The following is an 18,643-nucleotide window of genomic DNA, read 5'->3' on the forward strand; positions in this document are numbered from 1 at the left end:
GAGAGGAGGCTGCGTTCAGGCCACCAACGGGGCGCTGCGCAGCTTCTGCCGGTCGATCTTGCCCGTGCCCGTCTTCGGCAGATCGGACCGGTATTCGATCAGGCGCGGATATTTGTAGGGAAGCAGCTTCGACTTGACGTGATCCTGCAGCTCCCGCGTCAGCCCTTCGCTCGCCGCGTGACCGTCCCGAAGGATGACGAATGCTTTCGTGGTCATGCGGCGATCGGGAAGCTCGAGGCCAAGGACCGCGCATTCGCGGACGGCGGGATGGTCCGACAGGCAGAGCTCGATCTCGACCGGGTAGATCCACTGGCCGCTCACCTTGATGAGATCGTCGACGCGGCCGACGAAGGTGAAGAAGCCGTCGGCATCCTCGACGAGCCTGTCGCCGGTCCAGATCCAGCCCGCCTCGCGCATGGTCTGCGCGGTCTTGTCGGGCCTGTTCCAGTAGCAGGGCGCGTTGGAGTGACCGCGGACCCACATCACGCCCTCTTCGCCTTGCGCGACGGGCTCCCCTTCGGGCGTGGTCAGCCGGATCTCATAACCGGGAACGCGTTTCCCCGCGGTCCCGGTCTTCTTCTGCTCGCGCGTGTTCGACAGATAGATGTGCAACACTTCGGTCGATCCGAGGCCTTCGACGATCTCGAGGTCGAAGCGTCGCTTCCAGTCGTTGAAAATGTCCTGCGACAGCACTTCGGCGGCCGACAGGCTGAGGCGCACGCTCGACAGATCGGCAGTGTCGATGCGCGGATGATGCAGCATCGCGTTGTAGAGCGTCGGCAGGCCGAAGAAGAGCGTCGGCTTGAACCGCTCGATCAGGTCGAGGACGGCGCCCGGCTCGGGCCGCCCGGCGAGCAGGATCGTGCTGGCTCCGACCGAGAACGGGAACGTGATCGAATTACCGAACCCGTAGGCGAAGAAGATCTTTGGTACCGAGAAGCAGATGTCGCGCTCGGTGATGCCGAGGATATGGCGGCCGAAGCTGTCAGCCGTATAGGCCATGTCGTGCTGCAGATGCACGATGCCCTTCGGCCGGCCGGTGCTGCCCGAGGAGTACATCCAGAATGCCATATCTCCGCGGGACGTCGGCGCAGCTTCCAGCTCGGAGGGAAATTGGGCAAACCATTGGTCGCCGTTGAGAACCTTGACCGGGGGCTCGCCCGCCACCTCGCCGCCAAGCATCACCAGCGTATGCAGCTGCGTTCCCGCGACCGTCTCCTGGTCGAACAGGGCAGCATATTCGGCGTCGACGACCGCGACCGCCGCGGCCGAGTCCTGCAGGTAGAAGCCGATCAGGTCCTTGGGCGACAGCGTGTTGATCAACATCGGCACGAAGCCGGCACGGACCGCGCCGAAGAACATTGCGGGATAGGATGCCGTGTCGTTCAGCAGGAGCAGCACGCGATCGCCGCGGCGAAGCCCGAGCGACGCGAGCGCGTTGCCGCATTGGGCGGCCCTCGCACACAACTCGCCATAGCTGGTGTTGCCGGCCGCGGTGTAGATCGCGACCTTGTCGGCGCGGCCGGCGGCGAGATTGCCGAACAGGATGTCGCTGGCGTTGTAACGCTCGGCGATTTCGAAGCCGATCTCCTGGGCGCAGAGCGCATCATCAGGCACATGGTCCGCGATCGCATTCAAGAGCGTTTGGTCTATTCCGTCCGTCATGGGAGCGCTCCTCGTCATGTGCTGGGGACCAATGGGCTCGCGTCGTAACGCGCCATGAAGCGCGGCGACATCGCACGGAGCTGGCTGTCGTCGATCCGGCCGGAACGGGTGATGTAGCTGTAGCCGAAATCCAGCGGAGCCAGCTTCATGTGTTCGGCAAACCGCAGGTACCAGGCCGCGCTGGTCCTTGCGGCCTTGACCAGCTTCTCCACCACCGGGCGGCGCGTGGCTTCGTAGTGCTCCAGCGCATGGCGGAGACTGCGCGGTTCACCGTCCAGCGCATTGACGAGGGCGACGACGTCCTCGAGGGCGAGGCGCGTGCCCGATCCGATCGAGAAATGCGCGGTGTGGAGCGCATCGCCAACGAGGACCATGTTGCGGTGTGACCAGCGGTCGTTCCACAGCCAGGGAAAATTACGCCAGACCGATTTGTTGCCAACGAGAGGATGCCCTTCGAGCGTGTCGGCGAACACCTTTTCGCAGAGCGCCCTGCTCTCTTCCTCGGTCTTCTCCGCAAAGCCGGCGCGGAGCCAGGTGGCACGATCGCACTCCACGATGAACGTGCTCATCGTCGGCGAGTAGCGATAGTGATGGGCGTTGAAACAGCCGAACTCGGTTTCGACGAAGGTCTGGGTCAGCGTCTCGAAGCGCTTGGTGGTGCCGTACCAGGCGAATTTGTTGTCGTCATAGGACAGCGACGTGTTGAAGTCGCCTTCGTAGCTCCGTCGCACCAGCGAGTTGACGCCATCGGCGGCGACGATCAGATCGTACCCCGCGAGTTCGTCGACGGAACGCACGAGCTTGCCGAAATGCAAATTCGCGCCGGCGGATCGCGCGCGTTCGGTCAATTGCGTGATGAAATCGAGCCGCCCGACCGCGGAGAAGCCGACACCGTCGAGCACGACGCGTTCGCCGCGATGAACGAGCGTGATGTCGCGCCATGTCTCCATGCGAGCCGAAACGGCCTCGGCCGTATCTGGGTCATCAGCGCGAAGGAAGTCGAGCGCCTTGTCGGAGAAGACGACGCCGAAGCCCCAGGTCGCGCCCTCAGGGTTCTGCTCGAACAGATCGACATGGGCCTGGGGATGCCGACGCTTCCAGAGGGCGGCGAAATACAGGCCCGCAGGACCACCCCCCATCACCGCAATGCGACTGAGCCGCATGACCTTCCCTTCCCTGTTGCGCTTGTTCGTCCGCTTCTGTTTGCGTATTATGCAATAGATTTCCTTTTGTGCAATATGTTTCTTGCACTACGAGGAATCATTTTTCTTATGCAGAATTCGCGCGGCGCGGTTAGACTTCGCGCCGACGTGCTTGGCGGGAGGGTTTTCGGATGTTCGAGACAGCTTTCACGATCGAATGGGGCGATTGCGACGAAGCCGGAATCGTCTTTTATCCCAACTACTTCTACTGGTTTGACTGCACCTGGCAGCGCTGGCTGCGCAGCCACGGCTTGAGCCAGCGGGAGCTCAAGCGGCGCTTTGGGAGCGTCACGCCGCTGGTCAATGTCGGGGCCAAGTTTGTGGGGCCCGCCCGCTACGACGACGAGCTGGTGATCCGGGCAGAGGTGACCGAGTGGCAAGAGCGGCGGTTTCGAATCGACTACAAGCTATCGGTCGGAACCGTGCCGATTGCGAACGGCTTCGAGCAGCGCGCCTGGGCCATTGTCACGGACGCGGGCGAACTCCGCGGCGCGAGCGTGCCGCAAGAGTTCAAGGACATGTTGAGATGAAAAAGACGCGGGCGAAAGAGACTGACGAGGAGAGCGGCGGGACGGCCCCCGGCGGCATCCAGGCTCTCGACGCCGCACTTTCGGTCCTGCGAGTCCTGCGGTCCTTCGATGGACCGGCGACGCTATCTGACATCGCGCGCGAAGCCGGCATGCCGCCGAGCAAGGTGCATCGCTATTTGGCGAGCTTCATTCATGCCGGCCTTGCCGTGCAGAAGGAACGGTCCGGCCGCTATGACCTCGGCCGCGAAGCCGCAGAACTGGGTGTCGCCGCCATCAGCCGGAACAATTTCGTCGTCCGCGCCTCCGACGAGCTCGAGGAATTGGCCGCAACGACGGGCCAGGCCGCGCTGCTCGCCGTCTGGAGTCACAACGGCCCAACCGTGGTCAGACTGGAGAGAGGCCCGCATCTGACGACCACGTCGATCGGACTGGGCAGCACGTTTCCCTTGCTGGACTCCGCGACCGGACGCGTCTTCCTCTCTTATCTGCCGCCAGCGCAACTGGCCGTGCGGCTGCAAAACGAACTCGAGCGTGCCGCTTCCGTCGGCGTCAGCTGGCCGGATCTCAATCCCGACATGGCAAGCGTCGAGGCCGTGACGATGAAGATCCGGCGCGAACGCATTGCCTATGTCGACGGACGTTACATTCCGGGCCTGGTCGCCATCTCGTCCGCGATCACGAACTGGCAGGGCGAGATCGAAGTCGCCGTGACCTTGTTCGGCACCCACAGGGACCTGCTGCAGCCGGATAGTCCCGCGCGCGGCGCCCTGATCGATTTTGCCGCCCGTCACTCGATCGTCCCACCGGCACAGCTCGGCCATTCGCGCGGCGCGGCAAGCGATAGATGACGCCTGCGATACACTTGGCTGCCAATTGACCGCCTCACCTGACGGCGGGACGCCCCTAAGAGCTGCATGGCCTGTAACGAGAAGGCGAACGGTTCCTCTCATCAGGTGCGTTGCTAAAAATGAAACGCCGTTCTATAAATCTTCAGATCAATTTGGAGGCGAGCCGATGGCTGTCGGATTCAGGGTCTTGAAGCGCAACAGGAAGATCGGCACCGAGGTCGTCGAGCGTTTCGCGCGCCTTCCGGTCGCCAATGTCAGCGATAGCATGTCGCGCCTGACGGCCGGCGGTGCGCGGCTTCGTCCGATGCATGGCAGCGGCGGGCTCGCTGGTCCCGCGCTGACGGTCAAGACGGCGCCGGGCGACAATCTCATGGTGCACAAGGCGATCGCGCTGGCCGAGCCCGGCGACGTCATCGTCGTCGATGCCGGCGGCGACCTGACCAATGCCATCACCGGCGAGATGATGTTGATGCAAATGGTCAAGCGCGGTGTGGCGGGCCTCGTCATCAACGGCGCGATCCGCGATGCCGGCTTCATCCGCAGCCAGACATTTCCTGTCTTCGCGGCCGGCGTCACGCATCGTGGCCCCTACAAGAACGGGCCCGGCGAAATCAACGTTGCGATCGCGATCGACGGCATGGTGATCGAGCCCGGCGACCTCATCATCGGCGACGATGACGGCCTGCTCTGCGTGCCGTTCGATCAGACCGAGGCGGTGTTCAAGGCGGCCACAGCGAAGTTCGAGGCAGAGCAGAAGCAGATGGCCAATATCGAGGCCGGCACCCATGATGCTTCCTGGGTGGACAGGCAATTGCGCGAGCTGAAGTGCGAAGGCATGGATTGAGACGCTCCGCTTCTCGGCCTCTCCCGCTTGCGGGAGAGGCCGACACGCTCGTAGAGCGTGGCGGGTGAGGGTTCTTTCCTCTTGGGGATTGTCCCGTTGCGGAGACACCCTCTCCCCAACCCTCTCCCGCAAGCGGGAGAGGGAGCTCACTGCCAACGCTGCAGTATCGCGCACAACATATCCGATTGCCCTCCGCCGCGAGGGGGAATGCACTCACGTCGGCGCGCTAGTCGAGCTCATCCCATCCGGCTCTAGAAGCCGAACAGTTCGGCGGGATTTTCCACCAGGATGCGCCGGCGCGTTTTTTCGTCCGGCGCCCAGTCCGCGAGAAGATCGAGCAGCAGGGCATCATCAGGCTTGATGCCGCGCTGGGTCGGATGCGGCCAGTCCGTGCCCCACAAGATGCGCTGCGGCGTTGCCTGCACGTAAGCACGCGCAACTTCGCTGGAATCGGCATAGGGCGGCCCAAGCTTGCTATCCTCATAGGGCTCGGTGACCTTCACCCAGGTGCGGCCCTCATCGAGCATACGTCGGACAGCGGCAAACGCTGGATGCTTGATGCCATCAGGCTGGGGAATACGCCCGAGATGATCGATAACCACCTTGGTGGGTAGCGACCGGATGGCTTTCTCATGAGCGACGATCTGATCGCCGGTCATCAGGATCTGCACATGCCAGCCCAGCGGGCTGACCCGCTTGGCGAGAGCGACAAGCATCTCCGGCGTTGTCGTCCCCCAGGTCTGCGGCGACACGAAATTGACGCGGATGGCGCAGACGCCGGCATCGGCCAGCGCGTGCAGCTCTGCTTCCTCGACGTCGGTATCGACCACGGCAACGCCGCGTGACGAAGAGCCGAGCTGGCCCAGCGCGTCCGCGAGACACCGGTTGTCGACGCCATATGTCGATGGCTGCACCACCACGCTTCTGGTGGTGCCGAGCCGGCGCCGGAGATTTCGGTAATCGGCGACGGTTGCACCGGGCGGAAAGCCCTGGTGCCAATGCGGCGACACGGGAAACCGTCCGTCGTAAATATGGTGATGGCAATCGCATGCGTCCGCGGGCGCATTCAAGCGCGGCGGCGCCGACCCGGTGCTGTTGGGCACCGCCTGCTCAACCCCCCCGGCCCAGGCGCCGGTGCTCGCAGCCAGCATGCCCGCGAGGACGCCGCGCCGGGTGATGGCGTGCCGTGACGTCTTGCTGCGCTCGCTCATGATTTCACCGCCACCATGTCGGCGGCGCGCGCGACGTTGCGACCGAGCACGAGCACGCAGGTCGCGGCCACGGCACACAGCAGCGCAAGCGGCAGCATCCCGAGCACGAAGCTTCCGGTCGATTGCTTGACCAACCCGACCACGTTCACCATCAGGCCGCCGCCGATCAAATTGGAGATCGCGTTGATGCCGGCAAGGCCCGCCGCGAGCGTGCTCGTCGACAGCCAGCTTGCCGACAGCGCCCAGAACGGCCCCTTGAAGGCATAGGCACCGACCAGGCAGAACGTCACCATGACGATGGTCGGCGCGACCGCCGTTCCCGTCAGGCCCAAAGCGGTGAAGCCGCCGGCTGCGAGCAGCAGCGGAATCGCCGTGTGCCAGCGGCGCTCACCTGATTTGTCCGAATGACGCCCCCAGAGAACCATCAGCACGGTCGCGACGCCGTAGGGGATCGCATTGACGAATCCGGTTTGCAGATTCGAAAGGCCGAACGATTTCAGCAGCTGCGGTTGCCAGACCGACAGCACACTGCCAGTGGCGGAGGCACCGGAGCAGACCAGGGCCATCACGAGGAAATATTTGTTGGTGACAAGCTGCCAGAGCGAGAGGTGCCCGACCGGCGTGCGCGCGGCTGCATCCGCCGCCATGCGGGCCGTCAACCAATCCCGCTGCTCGTTGGTCAACCAGCTCGCCCCTGCGGGCCTGTCGGTCAGGACGAACAGGCAGGCAAGACCAAGCAGGATGGTCGGCAATCCCTCCAGGATGAACAGCCACTGCCAGCCGCGCAGACCGAGCGCGCCGTCGAGCTCGAGCAGGCCGACCGAGAGCGGCGACCCCAGGAAGGTGGCAAGCGGGATCGACACCGTGAACGTCGCCAGGATGCGCGCCCGATATTCGGACGGCAGCCAGTAGGTCAGATAGAGAATTGCACCGGGAAAGAAACCGGCCTCCGCCGCGCCCAGGATGAAGCGCATCGCGTACAGCGAGTATGGTCCCACGACGAACGCCATGCACGCCGTCACCAATCCCCAGGTGATCATGATCCGGGCGATCCAGCGCCTGGCACCAACCTTCTGGAGCGCCAGATTGCTCGGCACCTCCACCAGGAAATACGAGACGAAGAACAGGCTGGCGCCGAAACCGAAAATGGCGGGCGTGAGCCCCAGATCCTTGTTCATCTGCAGCGCCGCGAAGCCGACATTGACGCGATCGAGCAGCGCGAAGAAGTAGCAGATCATCAGGAACGGCACGAGGCGCAGGATGACCCTGCGCATCGTCGCCTTCTCTATCGGGTCGATGTCGGTTCGAGCAGCCGTCACGTTTCTCTCCCTGTTGTTGTTGATTCTATTCGGCCGCTTTGGCCCCGGCCTGCATCCTGGTCACGATCGCATCGATGGCGATCTTGTAGTTTTCCGGAACGACGCCCTTGAAGTGCTCCTTCAAGCCGAGGCTGTCCTTCCAGCGCAGCCGCGCCGCCGTCGCGCGCGCCATCAGGGGCTCGATGCCGGCATCTTCGACCGCCTCCGCCGCCATCTCGACCTCTTCGCTGCGCCGCTTGGCGTGGATGACGCCTGATGGCGTCAGGCTCTCGACCGTGTCCATGAACGGACGCGTCAGCGTCTTCGATGCCGACGCCAACACGGTTTCGTCGAGGCCGTAAGATCGGGCGGCGAGCAGCGTCTCGTCGATCAGCGCCTCGATGCCCTTGATCAGGACGGAGCGAAGGATCTTGATGCCCGAGGCCGTCCCAAGCTTCTCGCCGGCAAATGCAATGCTCATGCCCCAGGGCACCAGCAGGTCGACGACGCGCTGCCCGGCGGGACCGCTCGACATCATGTGCATTGCATAGCCATGCAGCGGCGTGCCCATGATGGAGCCGTCGCCGAGCGTGGCGCCCGTTCCGGCAAGCCGCTCGGCGACGCCGTATTTCACCTTCGGCGTGGCCGAGGCGAAGTCGAGGAAGGTGTGGCGGCCATCGAGCACAGGCGCAAACGCGGCTGCGCTTTCGAGCGACCTCGAGCCCGGCGTGACGCTGAAGATCAGTTCCGCGGCATCCGCCAGTTCCTTGTTGGACGTCACCAGGGTGACGCCCGCCGCCTTGGCGCGGCTCTGGATCAAATCGGCATACGGACCGTCGAAGGCGTATTTGTCGTAGCAGAAGATCTGCTGCAGGCCGGCCTCGCGCAGTCCCTTGCCCAGCGTGCTGCCGATCTCGCCATAACCGACCAGACCGAGACGGAATTGCTTTCGCTCGCTCATTTTCAAATTCCTTTCGAGAGGGATGCGATCGGGCTCGTGCGGCTTTCGGCCGTTCCGGCCTGTCGCTGCAGACTGGCGCCGACCAGGCGGATCAGGATGGCAGCCAAGGCAAGACATGCAGCCACCGAGATCAGGGCCCATGAGAAGCTGTCGGTCGACTGCTTGATCACGCCAATGAGATAAGGACCGACGAAGCCACCGAGATTGCCGATCGAGACGATCATCGCGAGGCCGCCGGCGGCGGCGCTGCCGGTCAGGAAGCTCGACGGGATCGGCCAGAAGGTCGACTGGTAGCACATGATCCCGATCACGGCGCCGCACAGCGCAACGATCGAGACCAGCGCGGACGATGTCGCGTAGCCGCAGACGACCAGCGAGGCGGCGCCGACGAGCAGCGCGGATGCCACGAACCAGCTGCGCTCGCCGCCTTTGTCCGACAGACGCGCCCACAGCATCATCGTGATGGCGCCGCAGATGTAGGGAATGGCTGCAATGAAGCCGACGGCAAGCACGCCAAAGCCGAGGCCCTTGATGATCTGCGGCATCCACAGACCAAGGCCGACGGAGCCGATGATGGCGCAGAAATTGACGGCGGCGCAGACAAGGACGCGCCAATTCAGGAACGCATCCTTGAGCCGGGACGAGTGCCTTGCGGCAATCGCCTCGCGCTCGGACGCCAGCACGTCTGCGAGCCACTTCCGCTCCACAGGGCTGAGCCAGCTGGCTTGATCGGGCTTGTCGGTGAGCGCAAAGAAGCAGACGAGGCCAAGCAACGTGGCCGGCAGGCCTTCCAGGATCAGGAGCCACTGCCAGCCATGCAGGCCACCGAGGCCGTCCAGCGTGAGCAGCGAGCCCGAGATCGGCGCGCCGATGATATTCGCAATCGGGATGCCAAGCAGGAATGCCGCAGTCGCCGTGCCGCGGATGCGCGCCGGAAACCAGTAGGTGAAATAGAGGAACACGCCGGGCGTGAAGCCGGCCTCGCCGAGACCAAGCAGGAAGCGCATGACGCCGAAGCTCGCAGGGCCAACCACGAAGGCCGTTGCGGCCGAGATCAAGCCCCAGGTGATCAGGATGCGGGCGATCCATTTGCGGGCTCCGATCGCCTGCAGGGCGAGGTTGCTCGGCACTTCCGCCAGGAAGTAGCCGAAGAAGAACAGCCCGGCGCTCCAGCCGAATTCGGACGGCGAGATGCCGAGATCACGGTTCATCGTCAGGCTGGCGATGCCGACATTCACCCGGTCGAGATAGGCAACGATGTAGCAGAGCAGCAAAAAGGGAACGACCCGCCACAGCACCTTGGAGAGGATCTTCGCCTCTTCGACCGTGAAGTCCGATCCGGCTGGGGCGGCTGTGACGCTTGCCATTGGGTTCCTCCGTGGCCGGTGTGCCCCGGCCGCGCAAGCGCCTTAGCAAAAACAGAACGCCGTTGCAATTTATTTTGAAACGGCGTTTCGTTTTGTGAGGAAGCGTCGCGGCCACTGCGCCGCCCAATTGGCGGGTTCCCACAAAAAAGTGGAGCGCCGGCTGTCGGTTAGCGGCTCCCAAGCGGAAAGCATCTGCTCGGGTTGAGCTTTACCGCTTTCCCCAAAGCAGACATTGCCCCAGCTTGATTATCAGGGCTGCTGCGCTACGGCGGCGAGCGTTTGCCGAAGCCAGACGTGGCGCGCGTCGTCGCTGACACGTGGATGCCAATTGGCCACGACTTCGATTGGTGGAATATCCAGACCCGTCTCGAATTTCTTGATTTCAATCTGCCGTCCGCGCAGGATCCGCTCGGGGACGAAGGCGACAAAATCATCGGCGGCGAGCAGCTCAAAAAGCATGTGAAAGGTCGGTACGGCGACTGCGACCCGACGCTTATGGCCAATCGCGGCAAGCACTTCGTCAGCTGGGCCCCACATGCTACGTCCTGTAGGATGCACAAGCAAATGATCGAACTTGCACAATTCTCGGAGTGAAAGTCGCCGCCCATTGAATGGGTGACGCTTGCGGGCAACGCAGACAAAGCGGTCACGGTAAAGCGGAAGCGACGGCAGGTCCGGATCGGACACATCGCGCGAGCTGATGTAGAGGTCGATCTCGCCGCGCGCCATTCGCTCGGTCACTCCAAGTTCCTGTCGCGGAGCAACCAACACTTTGAGCTTTGGTGCGTGTCGTCGCAATGCGCCGATCAATGGCGTAACCACCGCGTGCTGGATGTAATCGCTTGCCATCAGCTTTATCGTGCCTTCGGCCTTCACTGGCGAGAACGAGCTGGCGCTGACGAGCAAGTGTGCTCTCTCGAGCAGCTCCTTGATAGGACCGGCAACGGCTTCGGCGCGCGGGGTCGCGACAATCCCGTGTGAGGAGCGCACAAAGAGCTGATCCGAAAACATATGGCGCAATCGGAGGAGCATGCCGGATACGGTCGGCTGCGTGAGCGCAAGCCGCTTCGCGGCGCGCGTGACGCTGCGCTCATCGTACAGCGCGTCAAAAGCGGAAAGCAGGTTCAGGTCGATGCTTCTGATATTGGTCAAAGCGATATCACCGATTTTGAAATACGATTTGTATTATAATAGCCTCATGCCGATACTCAATGGGGACCGGCGCGGGCCTCCTGTCGGTTCTTGGGTATGCTCCGAACAGGATAGGACTAACTGGGATTGACCGGGGCAACGTCGGTCGGTTGCGCGTCAACAAGGAGGAGGCGACATGTTAAGTGGAAGCTGTGCGTGCGGTGCAGTGGCCTTTGAGGCGGATGCGCCCCCTGCGCCCATAGCCTTTTGCAATTGCCGCACGTGTCGCAAAGTGAGCGGCACTGCCTTCGGCGCAAACATGTCCGTGCCGCGTAATTCTTTCCGCTGGCTGCGGGGAGAAGACCGCCTCATTGGTTATGAATCGTCGCCTGGCAAGGTCCGAAGGTTCTGCGGGACTTGCGGCTCAGCAATGACGGCCGAGCGTCTCGGCAACCCGGACGCAGCGGTTCGCATCCGCCTCGGCACACTGAACACACCGATCTGCAATCCCACCTTTGTCGGCCACATTTGGCGTTCGGAAGCGGCTGATTGGTTTAACCCGAAGCAGATAGTAGCGGAGTGGCCAGAGGCGGCTACAGCGTGACGGGCTGCGACCGCGCATATGGTTGGTCGGCTTGGCTAATGTCAGCTTGTGGGCCCCAAGCGGCGGTTGAGGGACGTCCGCTATTCCGCCGATATCGGGCGTAGAGCAGACATCGACGCGCTAATCCGCAGCAGGCGTTTATGAGTACACGCCCTAATCGGCGTGCGAGAACATCGCCAGGCCCGGCGTCTCCAGCTCGGCGCGCAGAAGAGTTCCGGTGCGGCTCTCGGTGATGAAGAGGCTTTTTCGCTCCGGTCCGCCAAAAGCCAGATTGGTCGTACCGACGCCCGCGCAGGAGACGATGCGGTCGAGCGGCTCGGCCAGCGGCGACAGCCGCCACACCGAGCCGAAACCGGTGTGACAAACGAGCAGGTTGCCTCCGTCGTCCAGCGCCAGCCCGTCGGGACCGCCGGGACCGCCATGCAGATGCGAAAAGATGCCGACCTTCGTGGTCAGGCCGCTCGCCGGCAGCGGCACGCGCCAGATCTGGTTCGCCCGCGTCACCGCCACGAGCAAAAAACTCTCCTCGGCGTCGACGACGATGCCGTTCGGACTCGGAATCGTATTGATCAGGCAGGTGAGCCGGCCGTCAGGCGTGAGCTTCCAGACCCGGCCCGTCGGATCGTGCATCCCGGTCTGGCCCTGGTCGGTGAAATAGAGATTGCCCGATGGCGCGAAGACCAGATCGTTCACGCCCTTGAAGCTCTCGCTCGCGGCCGTCTCCAGGAACGGCGTGACGTTGCCGCTGGACGGATCCAGCAACATGATCCCGCGCTTGTAGTCGGTGATGAATACGCGGCCGTCGCGATGGATCTTCAGTCCGTTCGGCCATCCATCGTACTCGGACACGAGGTCCCATGCGCCTTGCGCATTGACGCGGAAGATGCGTCCATAGGGAATGTCGGTAATGTACAGCCGGCCCTGCCGATCGAAGGACGGTCCTTCGAGGAAGGAGTCGATCTCGCGTCCGCCCTGGTTCGCATCCGCCCATGCGGTGCGGCGCGGTTTGCGGAATTGATCGGGAAGCCGCGTGAAGATGCTGGTTTCGATCCGGCGCGGCGGGCTGAAGAACGTCATGGCGCGACCTTTGGTGCGACCTTGGGAAAGCCGTAGAGTTCGGCAGGATTGTCGACCAGGATGCGCTTGAACGCTACCTCGTCGCCCGCGCATTGCGCGAAAAGATCGAACAGGCGCGCATCGTCCGGCTTGTGCTCCTTCGACTCGGAGGGATGCGGCCAGTCGCTGCCCCAGACCAGACGCTCCGGCGCAGCCTTGACATAGGCCGCTGCAACGGCGCCGGCGTCGGCATAATCCGGCGCGCCCTGCTTGCTCGACACATACGGACCCGACAGTTTCACCCAGGTCTTGCCGCGATCGAGCAGGCCACGGATGATCTTGTAGGGCGCACTCTCGACACCGGCCGGCTGCGGCACCTGGGCCAGATGATCGAACACCAGCCGGCCAGGCAGCGACGTCAGCAAATCCGCATTGTCCTCGATCTGCTTGGGACGCATGTTGATCTGGCAGTGCCAGCCGAGATCCGCGAGCCGCGGTACAAGCGCAAGCAGCGAGCTCACCGTCAGCACGCCCGGAAAGCCGAGATTGAAGCGGACGCCGCGGACACCCTGGTCGTCGAGCCGTCGCAGCTCGGCATCCGATATGTCCTCGGCCACTACCGCGATCACACGAAAATTCTCCGCGCCCAGCGTTTGTCGCGACGCGATCTGCAGCCGATTGTCGGTGCCATAGGTGGACGGCTGGATGATCACGCCGCGCGTCGTGCCGATCCGGCGCTGTAGCGCCCGATAATCATCGGGTAAGGCGTCATCTGGCAGCAGCGTCGCGCCCTTGGCGACCGGATAACTCTTGTCATAGGTGTGGAAGTGGCAATCCGTCGCGCCGGCCGGCGGAATGACGCGCGGCTTGCCGACGCCGCTGGACCAGCGCACCTCCTGCGCCTGCGTGGCCGCAATCGGGCCAAGAACGGACGAGGTCAGTCCAGCCAGAACTGTTCTCCGCGTGAGCGATGCTGTTGGCACGACGGTTCGCCCTCCCCATGGTCTGTTATGGAGAGGCTTATAAGCCCGCGGCGGCTCACGCTGCAACATAAAACGAAACGACGTTTCGTTTTACGTGAGAGTAGCAGTGCGCTTGCGCGCGCCCTTGGCGGGGCCGGAAAACGGGGTTCCGCCACATGCCAAGGTGAGCTTGGCCGCGGCTTCGACCAACGCGCCTTTGACTTGCTCGGCCCGTGCTGGCGTAAGCCTGCTGACCGGTCCGGAGATCGACAGCGCCCCGACCAGAGACTCGCCAATTCCGAAGACGGGCGTCGCAAGAGCAGCCGCATGAGGATCCGTCACGCCGGACGTGAACAGCGGCAGTTCGTCGTCCGGCCCAGGTGGTCCGGACTCGTATCGACGGAGCGTTTGAGCAATGGCGGACTTGTCCATCGGACGGGTATCGCCCGGCTGCACGGTCATCCGGATCCGGTTGGTGCTCTCCACACGGAAGAGGCAGAGCCGCTCGTCGCCATTGCGAACGTAGAAGGACGTCGTCTCGCCGGTCTTCGCCGCGAGCTGCTCGAGCACGGGCATGACGTGATCGGAGAGGCGAAACGCCTGCTGATAGGCCGTGCCAAGACGCAAGGTCTCGGCATCGAGCCGATAAGATCCATCTGGCAAGCGTGCGAGCAGCCGGTAACGCTGCAGCGAGAGCGCCAGCCGCAGGATCGTGCTCTTGACCAGCCCGGTCCGTTCGGCGAGTTCGGCCAGGCTCAGGGCGCTGTCGCCGCGACGGAACGCAGTCAACACTGCGAGCGCCCGTTCGGCCGCCGAAACGCCCTTGAGTGCCGCCGGCTTCTTCTCGGTGTTCTTTGCCATCTCAAATCCTCTTCGATCCATCTCCTACGTTATTCCCGCGGCCGTTAGAAGGGCTGGGATGCCGTGGCAAAGGAACGACAAGCATGGATGACCGGGAGCCGCGCGCCAGCCTCGCACCAGCCTGGCACCGGAAAATACCGCGGACGGAACGTCCATTTCTGGTCAGCTTATGAACCGCCAAGAGCGCCGGGCCACGGCCAAACAATCGCCGAAGGCTGCGCCGCAAGGTCTGGCGGCCGCAAGGAGCCTGGAAGCCGCAAAGCAGGGCCAGGCGCTGTTCAAGCTCGGCCGCTATGCCGAAGCCCTGGAATGCTTCAACCTATTCGCCAGGCTCAATCCTGACGTCGCGCCCCTGCATCAAACGCGCGGGCTTTGCCTGCAGCGGCTGGGCCGGTTCGAGGAGGCGCAAGCCGACTTCGAACGTGCCATTGCGCTGCATCCCAGCGAGGCGGAGACGCACAAGAATCTCGGCACGCTGCATTCGCGGCCGGGGCGGATGGAGCAGGCATTTGCGAGCTTCGACCGCGCACTCGCGCTCCGTCCAAACTTCTCCGCGGCGCTCAACGAGAAGGCACGGGCCCTGTGGAGCGTGCAATTGCTAGATCAGGCGTTCGCGACCTTTCACCAGTCGCTGGCGATCGACCCTGGCAATGCGGACACGATCTGGAATCTCGCGCTGCTGCAGATGCTGACCGGGGATTTCGAGCGGGGCTGGCGCGGACGCGAGGCGCGCTGGACAGCGCCGTCTCTCGGCCTTGCCAAGCGCGACTTTTCGCAAGCGCTCTGGCTTGGCGGCCGGCCGCTCGACGGCAGGACCATCCTGCTTCATGCCGACGAGGCACTGGGCGACTCCATCCAGTTTGCGCGCTATGTGCCGATGGTGGCCGCGCTCGGAGCTCGGGTCATCCTGGAGGTCAGGCCTGCGGTCCGGCGACTGCTGGCCGGGGTGAGCGGCGTCGCAGATTGTGTCGACCGATCGTCGACGCCGTCACTCGCGTTCGACTTGCACTGTCCCCTTGGCAGCCTGCCGCTGGCGTTCGGGACGCGGCTCGATACGATTCCGTTCGCGCAAGGCTTTCTTTCCCCGCCCCCGGCGGAGCGCGTGAAAGCGTGGGAGGACCGGCTTGGGCCCCGCACCCGCTTCCGCGTCGGCCTGGTCTGGTCGGGCGATCCGGGTCACAACAACGATCACAATCGATCGATGGCCCTGCACGCACTGGCGTCGCTGCTGGATTGCGACGTGCAGTTCGTCTCGCTGCAGAAAGGCATCCGGGATCAGGACCGGGCCTTCCTCCGTGAGCGCTCCGACATCCTCGACCTGACGGACCAGCTCATGGATTTCAGCGAAACGGCAGCGCTGGTTTGCTGCCTCGATCTGGTGATCTCGGTCGACACCAGCGTCGTGCATCTCGCCGGCGCGCTCGGCGCGCCGGTCTGGACGATGCTGCCCTTGAATCCGGACTGGCGCTGGCTGCTCAACCGCGACGACAGCCCCTGGTATCAGTCCATGAGGCTGTTCAGGCAAGCCAAGCGAGGCGACTGGACGAGCGTCGTGGATCGGGTCCGGTGCGAACTCAAGGCGTTGTCTTCGGCGTGGCACAGTCGCGGCAGAGTGGGCGACGAGCGCGCGAACCATCCAACGCCCTGACCAGCCCTCACCTCAGAACCGGACCACGGTGCGCAGACCCAGTACCCACGCGTTGTCGGTCTTGACTCCGGCGGCGTTGAACCCGCGTCCGCCGGGATTGATGACGTACTGGGCGTCGAACTTGAGGTTCATCCAGCCGGTCGCCTGCAATCCGTACCAGAGCTCGATCGGAACTTCGTTGCCGCCTGCATTCGGGCCGAGGACTGCCGAGTTCACATGCGTCGTGCCCACCGCGAAGCCGACCTCGTCATCGGGGCGCGAGGCGAACGTTCCGCTGTGCTTGACGCCCCAGGAGATCTGGTAGTCCTGGAACGAGGTCCGGTGATCGGCCACGGTCGTATTGAGGAACGTGTACCAGCCCTGCGCCTTGGGACCATCGACGGTCAATCTCTGCAGGATCGACTCATAGACGCCGAAGCGGCCGCGCGGATCTCCCAGGTTTTGATCCGGCACACCACCGACGCCCGGAATGGTCGCAACGATGCCCGGCAGGCCGCCATCGATCGTCGAGGCGCTGTCGTACCAGCCGCCGAATCTCCAGGTCCCGTTCAGGGGACCGCTCGGAGTCCAGGTCAACTCCACCGGGACCATCACACCCGCCGCAGGGGTCGAGGCCGGAATGCCGGGCAGGAAGTAGATCGCTGAGTCTGACGTCGTCAGATAATTCGGATTGGCATCGTAGACGCCAACCGAAATCTTCCATTCCTTGGTCAGGTTGAAATGGGCCAGGCCAGCCCATTGGCTCACCGGCCAGTTGAAGATGTAGCCGCCCTGGATGTTGCCGGGTTGGCCGCCGCAGAAGGTCAGGTTGATGAAATCGCACTCGCCGAAGAAGAAGTCGGAGCCGACAGGGAGACGGCCGGCCTTGAGCTCGAGGCGATCGTCGAGAAGCTTCTGCGAATAATAGAGCTCGGTCAGGCGCAGAATGTTGCCTCGGCCAAAGACCTCATTGGTCAGCTGCAGGGCGGGAATGTCAGCCTCGGTATTCAGATTTTTGCCGAAGCGGTCGACCAGCGTGAGGCCGACAGTGCCGCCCTGGACACCGGCCAGCTTGGCCAGGTCGAATTTGGCCTGAAACGCCAGCTGACCGGCGTTGGCGCCGGTGTTTCTGGCTCCGCCCGACAGGTTGGTGACGGCTTCGTCGCCCAGCGTCAGCGCCAGCGAGATGCCCTGCTCCTTCAGCTTCGTCCTGCCGAGATCGCCGAACAGATAGGGTCTCGTCCAGAAATCATCGGCAGCGTAAGGAACAGGCGGAGCTTTCTTCAGAAGATCGGCTGCATGCGCTCCGCTGCCCAACAGTGACGACAACACAATCCCCGCGCCGCACAGCCGTGCGACGCCTGCAGACCTATCCAACGACATCTTTTACTCCCAGGGTCTCAGGCTTCTTCTGTTTTGCGTCACGTCGCCGCCCCACGGCGACGCTGCCGCGCGTCAAAGCGCGTTTGCGCGTATCCCCTGGTGAGGGATCAATCCGAGTTTGTGTTTATTCCCGCCCCGAAGGCATTCGACGAAGAAGAATGGCGAGACAGGCGGAAAGTCTCGGCCAGAAGGGCATCGCCCTCAATCTTCCACGCGATACAGCCGCCACCGCGCCGGCACGCCCTTGAGCTGGTGGCTGCCGTGATCCCTGAGGCGGATCTGCGATTGCGATGCGAGCAGGTCTTTCACCGCGCTCGAAACCAGGACTTCGCCGGAGCGCGCCTTCGCAGCGACGCGGGTGCCGATGTGGAACGCGAGGCCGACCATCTCGCCGCCGCTCATCGTGTACTCGCCGGCGTGCAGGCCCACCCTGATATCGAGGCCGAGCGTACGCACGGCCTTCTTGATCGCGGTCGCGCAATTGATGCCGGCGGCCGGCGCCTTGAAGGTCGCGAGCACGCCGTCACCTGTCGTCACGACCTCCTTGCCGCGCGAAGACTTCAATTCCTTCCGGACCGCCGCGTAATAAAGGCCCATCACCTTGGTCCAGCGCGCATCGCCGAGCTTTGCGGCTTTTGCCGTGGAGCCGACGATATCGACGATCAGGATCGTGGCAAGCGCCTGCTTGAGCTCCGCGCTGCCATTGGCAGACTTGCGCCGGGTCGCGATGGCGCCGGTGAGCGGTTGATAGTCATGACTGCGGCGCCGCGCGATCGCCGATCTGGTGTAGTCCTGGGCGCGCTGCACGGTGCCGCAGCGGACCGTTTTCTCCTGCGGCAGATGCGTCCAGTAGACCTTGCGTCCCTTGCCGGCGCCCTGGACCTCCACGGCCCCCCATTTCAGGAACACCGCCGTGCCGACCCGCCGCACGCACCACGCCTTCGATGTGTATCCTGATACGTTCGACTGATGCAGGCCGATGCGAAGGAATTTGGGCATGATCGTGCGGCAAATCGATGGGCCATTTTGGCGGACCTGGGATGGAGCGTAATTGGACGCTCCCGCCTTGGCAACAGCGCGCGTTCGAGCAGCG

Annotated in this window: 17 protein-coding genes; 5 read left to right on the forward strand and 12 right to left on the reverse strand. The window is 63.7% G+C overall.

Translation table 11 applies throughout. The annotated features are described in order from the left end of the window. Window positions 1-15: 15 nt before the first annotated feature. Entirely contained in the window at window positions 16-1,665 is a 1,650-nt protein-coding gene (locus XH89_RS30625) for a benzoate-CoA ligase family protein (RefSeq protein ID WP_194464066.1), read from the reverse strand. A gap of 14 nt (window positions 1,666-1,679) precedes the next feature. Next, the gene (locus tag XH89_RS30630) at window positions 1,680-2,828 is read right to left on the reverse strand and encodes an FAD-dependent monooxygenase (protein ID WP_194464067.1); all 1,149 of its coding nucleotides are present in this window, start codon (window positions 2,826-2,828) and stop codon (window positions 1,680-1,682) included. A 170-nt stretch (window positions 2,829-2,998) separates the two neighbouring features. On the opposite strand from XH89_RS30630, the gene XH89_RS30635 reads away from it, so the two are divergent. The 3 genes from XH89_RS30635 to XH89_RS30645 all read left to right on the forward strand — a co-directional run bounded on the left by XH89_RS30635 (window position 2,999) and on the right by XH89_RS30645 (window position 5,089). Next, window positions 2,999-3,397, forward strand: coding sequence for a thioesterase family protein (locus XH89_RS30635; protein WP_194464068.1), 399 nt, complete (start codon window positions 2,999-3,001; stop codon window positions 3,395-3,397). After that, the gene (locus XH89_RS30640) at window positions 3,394-4,245 is read left to right on the forward strand and encodes an IclR family transcriptional regulator (protein ID WP_194464069.1); all 852 of its coding nucleotides are present in this window, start codon (window positions 3,394-3,396) and stop codon (window positions 4,243-4,245) included. The genes XH89_RS30635 and XH89_RS30640 overlap by 4 nt, the downstream gene beginning before the upstream one ends. 166 nt (window positions 4,246-4,411) lie before the next feature. Beyond that, window positions 4,412-5,089 carry an RraA family protein gene (locus XH89_RS30645; RefSeq protein ID WP_194464070.1) on the forward strand — a complete coding sequence of 226 codons (678 nt, stop codon included), beginning with the start codon at window positions 4,412-4,414 and terminating at the stop codon, window positions 5,087-5,089. Window positions 5,090-5,340: 251 nt separating this feature from the next. On the opposite strand, the gene XH89_RS30650 is transcribed toward XH89_RS30645, so the two are convergent. From XH89_RS30650 to XH89_RS30670, 5 genes are all read right to left on the reverse strand, one after another. After that, window positions 5,341-6,300 (reverse strand): amidohydrolase family protein, encoded by a 960-nt coding sequence (locus XH89_RS30650; RefSeq protein WP_246767661.1) that lies wholly within the window; start codon window positions 6,298-6,300, stop codon window positions 5,341-5,343. After that, complete coding sequence (locus tag XH89_RS30655; protein ID WP_194464071.1) at window positions 6,297-7,619, reverse strand: MFS transporter; 1,323 nt, start codon at window positions 7,617-7,619, stop codon at window positions 6,297-6,299. The genes XH89_RS30650 and XH89_RS30655 overlap by 4 nt, the downstream gene beginning before the upstream one ends. Before the next feature lie 25 nt (window positions 7,620-7,644). Beyond that, on the reverse strand, window positions 7,645-8,559 hold the full coding sequence (locus tag XH89_RS30660) for an NAD(P)-dependent oxidoreductase (protein WP_194464072.1): 915 nt from the start codon (window positions 8,557-8,559) through the stop codon (window positions 7,645-7,647). A gap of 2 nt (window positions 8,560-8,561) precedes the next feature. Then, a complete protein-coding gene (locus tag XH89_RS30665) occupies window positions 8,562-9,926 on the reverse strand; it encodes an MFS transporter (protein WP_194464073.1) in 1,365 nt (454 codons plus the stop codon). A gap of 249 nt (window positions 9,927-10,175) precedes the next feature. Then, entirely contained in the window at window positions 10,176-11,078 is a 903-nt protein-coding gene (locus tag XH89_RS30670; RefSeq protein ID WP_194464074.1) for a LysR family transcriptional regulator, read from the reverse strand. Between the two features lie 298 nt (window positions 11,079-11,376). Here XH89_RS30670 and XH89_RS30675 point away from each other — a divergent pair, with 298 nt between their 5' ends. Next, a complete protein-coding gene (locus XH89_RS30675) occupies window positions 11,377-11,661 on the forward strand; it encodes a GFA family protein (protein WP_246767920.1) in 285 nt (94 codons plus the stop codon). Between the two features lie 153 nt (window positions 11,662-11,814). On the opposite strand, the gene XH89_RS30680 is transcribed toward XH89_RS30675, so the two are convergent. The 3 genes from XH89_RS30680 to XH89_RS30690 all read right to left on the reverse strand — a co-directional run bounded on the left by XH89_RS30680 (window position 11,815) and on the right by XH89_RS30690 (window position 14,540). Further along, window positions 11,815-12,738: an SMP-30/gluconolactonase/LRE family protein gene (locus XH89_RS30680; protein WP_194464076.1), complete on the reverse strand. Its 924-nt coding sequence runs from the start codon at window positions 12,736-12,738 to the stop codon at window positions 11,815-11,817. Beyond that, on the reverse strand, window positions 12,735-13,700 hold the full coding sequence (locus XH89_RS30685; protein WP_246767662.1) for an amidohydrolase: 966 nt from the start codon (window positions 13,698-13,700) through the stop codon (window positions 12,735-12,737). Before XH89_RS30685 ends, XH89_RS30680 begins: the two co-directional genes overlap by 4 nt. Before the next feature lie 90 nt (window positions 13,701-13,790). After that, window positions 13,791-14,540: an IclR family transcriptional regulator gene (locus XH89_RS30690; RefSeq protein ID WP_194464078.1), complete on the reverse strand. Its 750-nt coding sequence runs from the start codon at window positions 14,538-14,540 to the stop codon at window positions 13,791-13,793. A gap of 169 nt (window positions 14,541-14,709) precedes the next feature. Between XH89_RS30690 and XH89_RS30695 the strand changes: the two genes are divergently transcribed. Then, window positions 14,710-16,188: a tetratricopeptide repeat protein gene (locus XH89_RS30695; RefSeq protein ID WP_194464079.1), complete on the forward strand. Its 1,479-nt coding sequence runs from the start codon at window positions 14,710-14,712 to the stop codon at window positions 16,186-16,188. Window positions 16,189-16,200: 12 nt separating this feature from the next. On the opposite strand, the gene XH89_RS30700 is transcribed toward XH89_RS30695, so the two are convergent. Further along, on the reverse strand, window positions 16,201-17,550 hold the full coding sequence (locus tag XH89_RS30700; protein ID WP_194464080.1) for a carbohydrate porin: 1,350 nt from the start codon (window positions 17,548-17,550) through the stop codon (window positions 16,201-16,203). A 201-nt stretch (window positions 17,551-17,751) separates the two neighbouring features. Further along, window positions 17,752-18,549 carry an adenylate/guanylate cyclase domain-containing protein gene (locus tag XH89_RS30705; protein WP_194464081.1) on the reverse strand — a complete coding sequence of 266 codons (798 nt, stop codon included), beginning with the start codon at window positions 18,547-18,549 and terminating at the stop codon, window positions 17,752-17,754. Between the last annotated feature and the right edge of the window lie 94 nt (window positions 18,550-18,643).

The sequence above is a fragment of the Bradyrhizobium sp. CCBAU 53340 genome (assembly GCF_015291645.1).
Lineage (GTDB): Bacteria > Pseudomonadota > Alphaproteobacteria > Rhizobiales > Xanthobacteraceae > Bradyrhizobium.

What these genes read in the sequence shown, in the direction of transcription:
- XH89_RS30625 (WP_194464066.1), bottom strand. Translation starts at nt 1,665, where the DNA reads ATGACGGACGGAATAGACCAAACGCTCTTGAATGCGATCGCGGACCAT.
- XH89_RS30630 (WP_194464067.1), bottom strand. Translation starts at nt 2,828, where the DNA reads ATGCGGCTCAGTCGCATTGCGGTGATGGGGGGTGGTCCTGCGGGCCTG.
- XH89_RS30635 (WP_194464068.1), top strand. Translation starts at nt 2,999, where the DNA reads ATGTTCGAGACAGCTTTCACGATCGAATGGGGCGATTGCGACGAAGCC.
- XH89_RS30640 (WP_194464069.1), top strand. Translation starts at nt 3,394, where the DNA reads ATGAAAAAGACGCGGGCGAAAGAGACTGACGAGGAGAGCGGCGGGACG.
- XH89_RS30645 (WP_194464070.1), top strand. Translation starts at nt 4,412, where the DNA reads ATGGCTGTCGGATTCAGGGTCTTGAAGCGCAACAGGAAGATCGGCACC.
- XH89_RS30650 (WP_246767661.1), bottom strand. Translation starts at nt 6,300, where the DNA reads ATGAGCGAGCGCAGCAAGACGTCACGGCACGCCATCACCCGGCGCGGC.
- XH89_RS30660 (WP_194464072.1), bottom strand. Translation starts at nt 8,559, where the DNA reads ATGAGCGAGCGAAAGCAATTCCGTCTCGGTCTGGTCGGTTATGGCGAG.
- XH89_RS30665 (WP_194464073.1), bottom strand. Translation starts at nt 9,926, where the DNA reads ATGGCAAGCGTCACAGCCGCCCCAGCCGGATCGGACTTCACGGTCGAA.
- XH89_RS30675 (WP_246767920.1), top strand. Translation starts at nt 11,377, where the DNA reads ATGTCCGTGCCGCGTAATTCTTTCCGCTGGCTGCGGGGAGAAGACCGC.
- XH89_RS30680 (WP_194464076.1), bottom strand. Translation starts at nt 12,738, where the DNA reads ATGACGTTCTTCAGCCCGCCGCGCCGGATCGAAACCAGCATCTTCACG.
- XH89_RS30690 (WP_194464078.1), bottom strand. Translation starts at nt 14,540, where the DNA reads ATGGCAAAGAACACCGAGAAGAAGCCGGCGGCACTCAAGGGCGTTTCG.
- XH89_RS30695 (WP_194464079.1), top strand. Translation starts at nt 14,710, where the DNA reads ATGAACCGCCAAGAGCGCCGGGCCACGGCCAAACAATCGCCGAAGGCT.
- XH89_RS30700 (WP_194464080.1), bottom strand. Translation starts at nt 17,550, where the DNA reads ATGTCGTTGGATAGGTCTGCAGGCGTCGCACGGCTGTGCGGCGCGGGG.
- XH89_RS30705 (WP_194464081.1), bottom strand. Translation starts at nt 18,549, where the DNA reads ATGCCCAAATTCCTTCGCATCGGCCTGCATCAGTCGAACGTATCAGGA.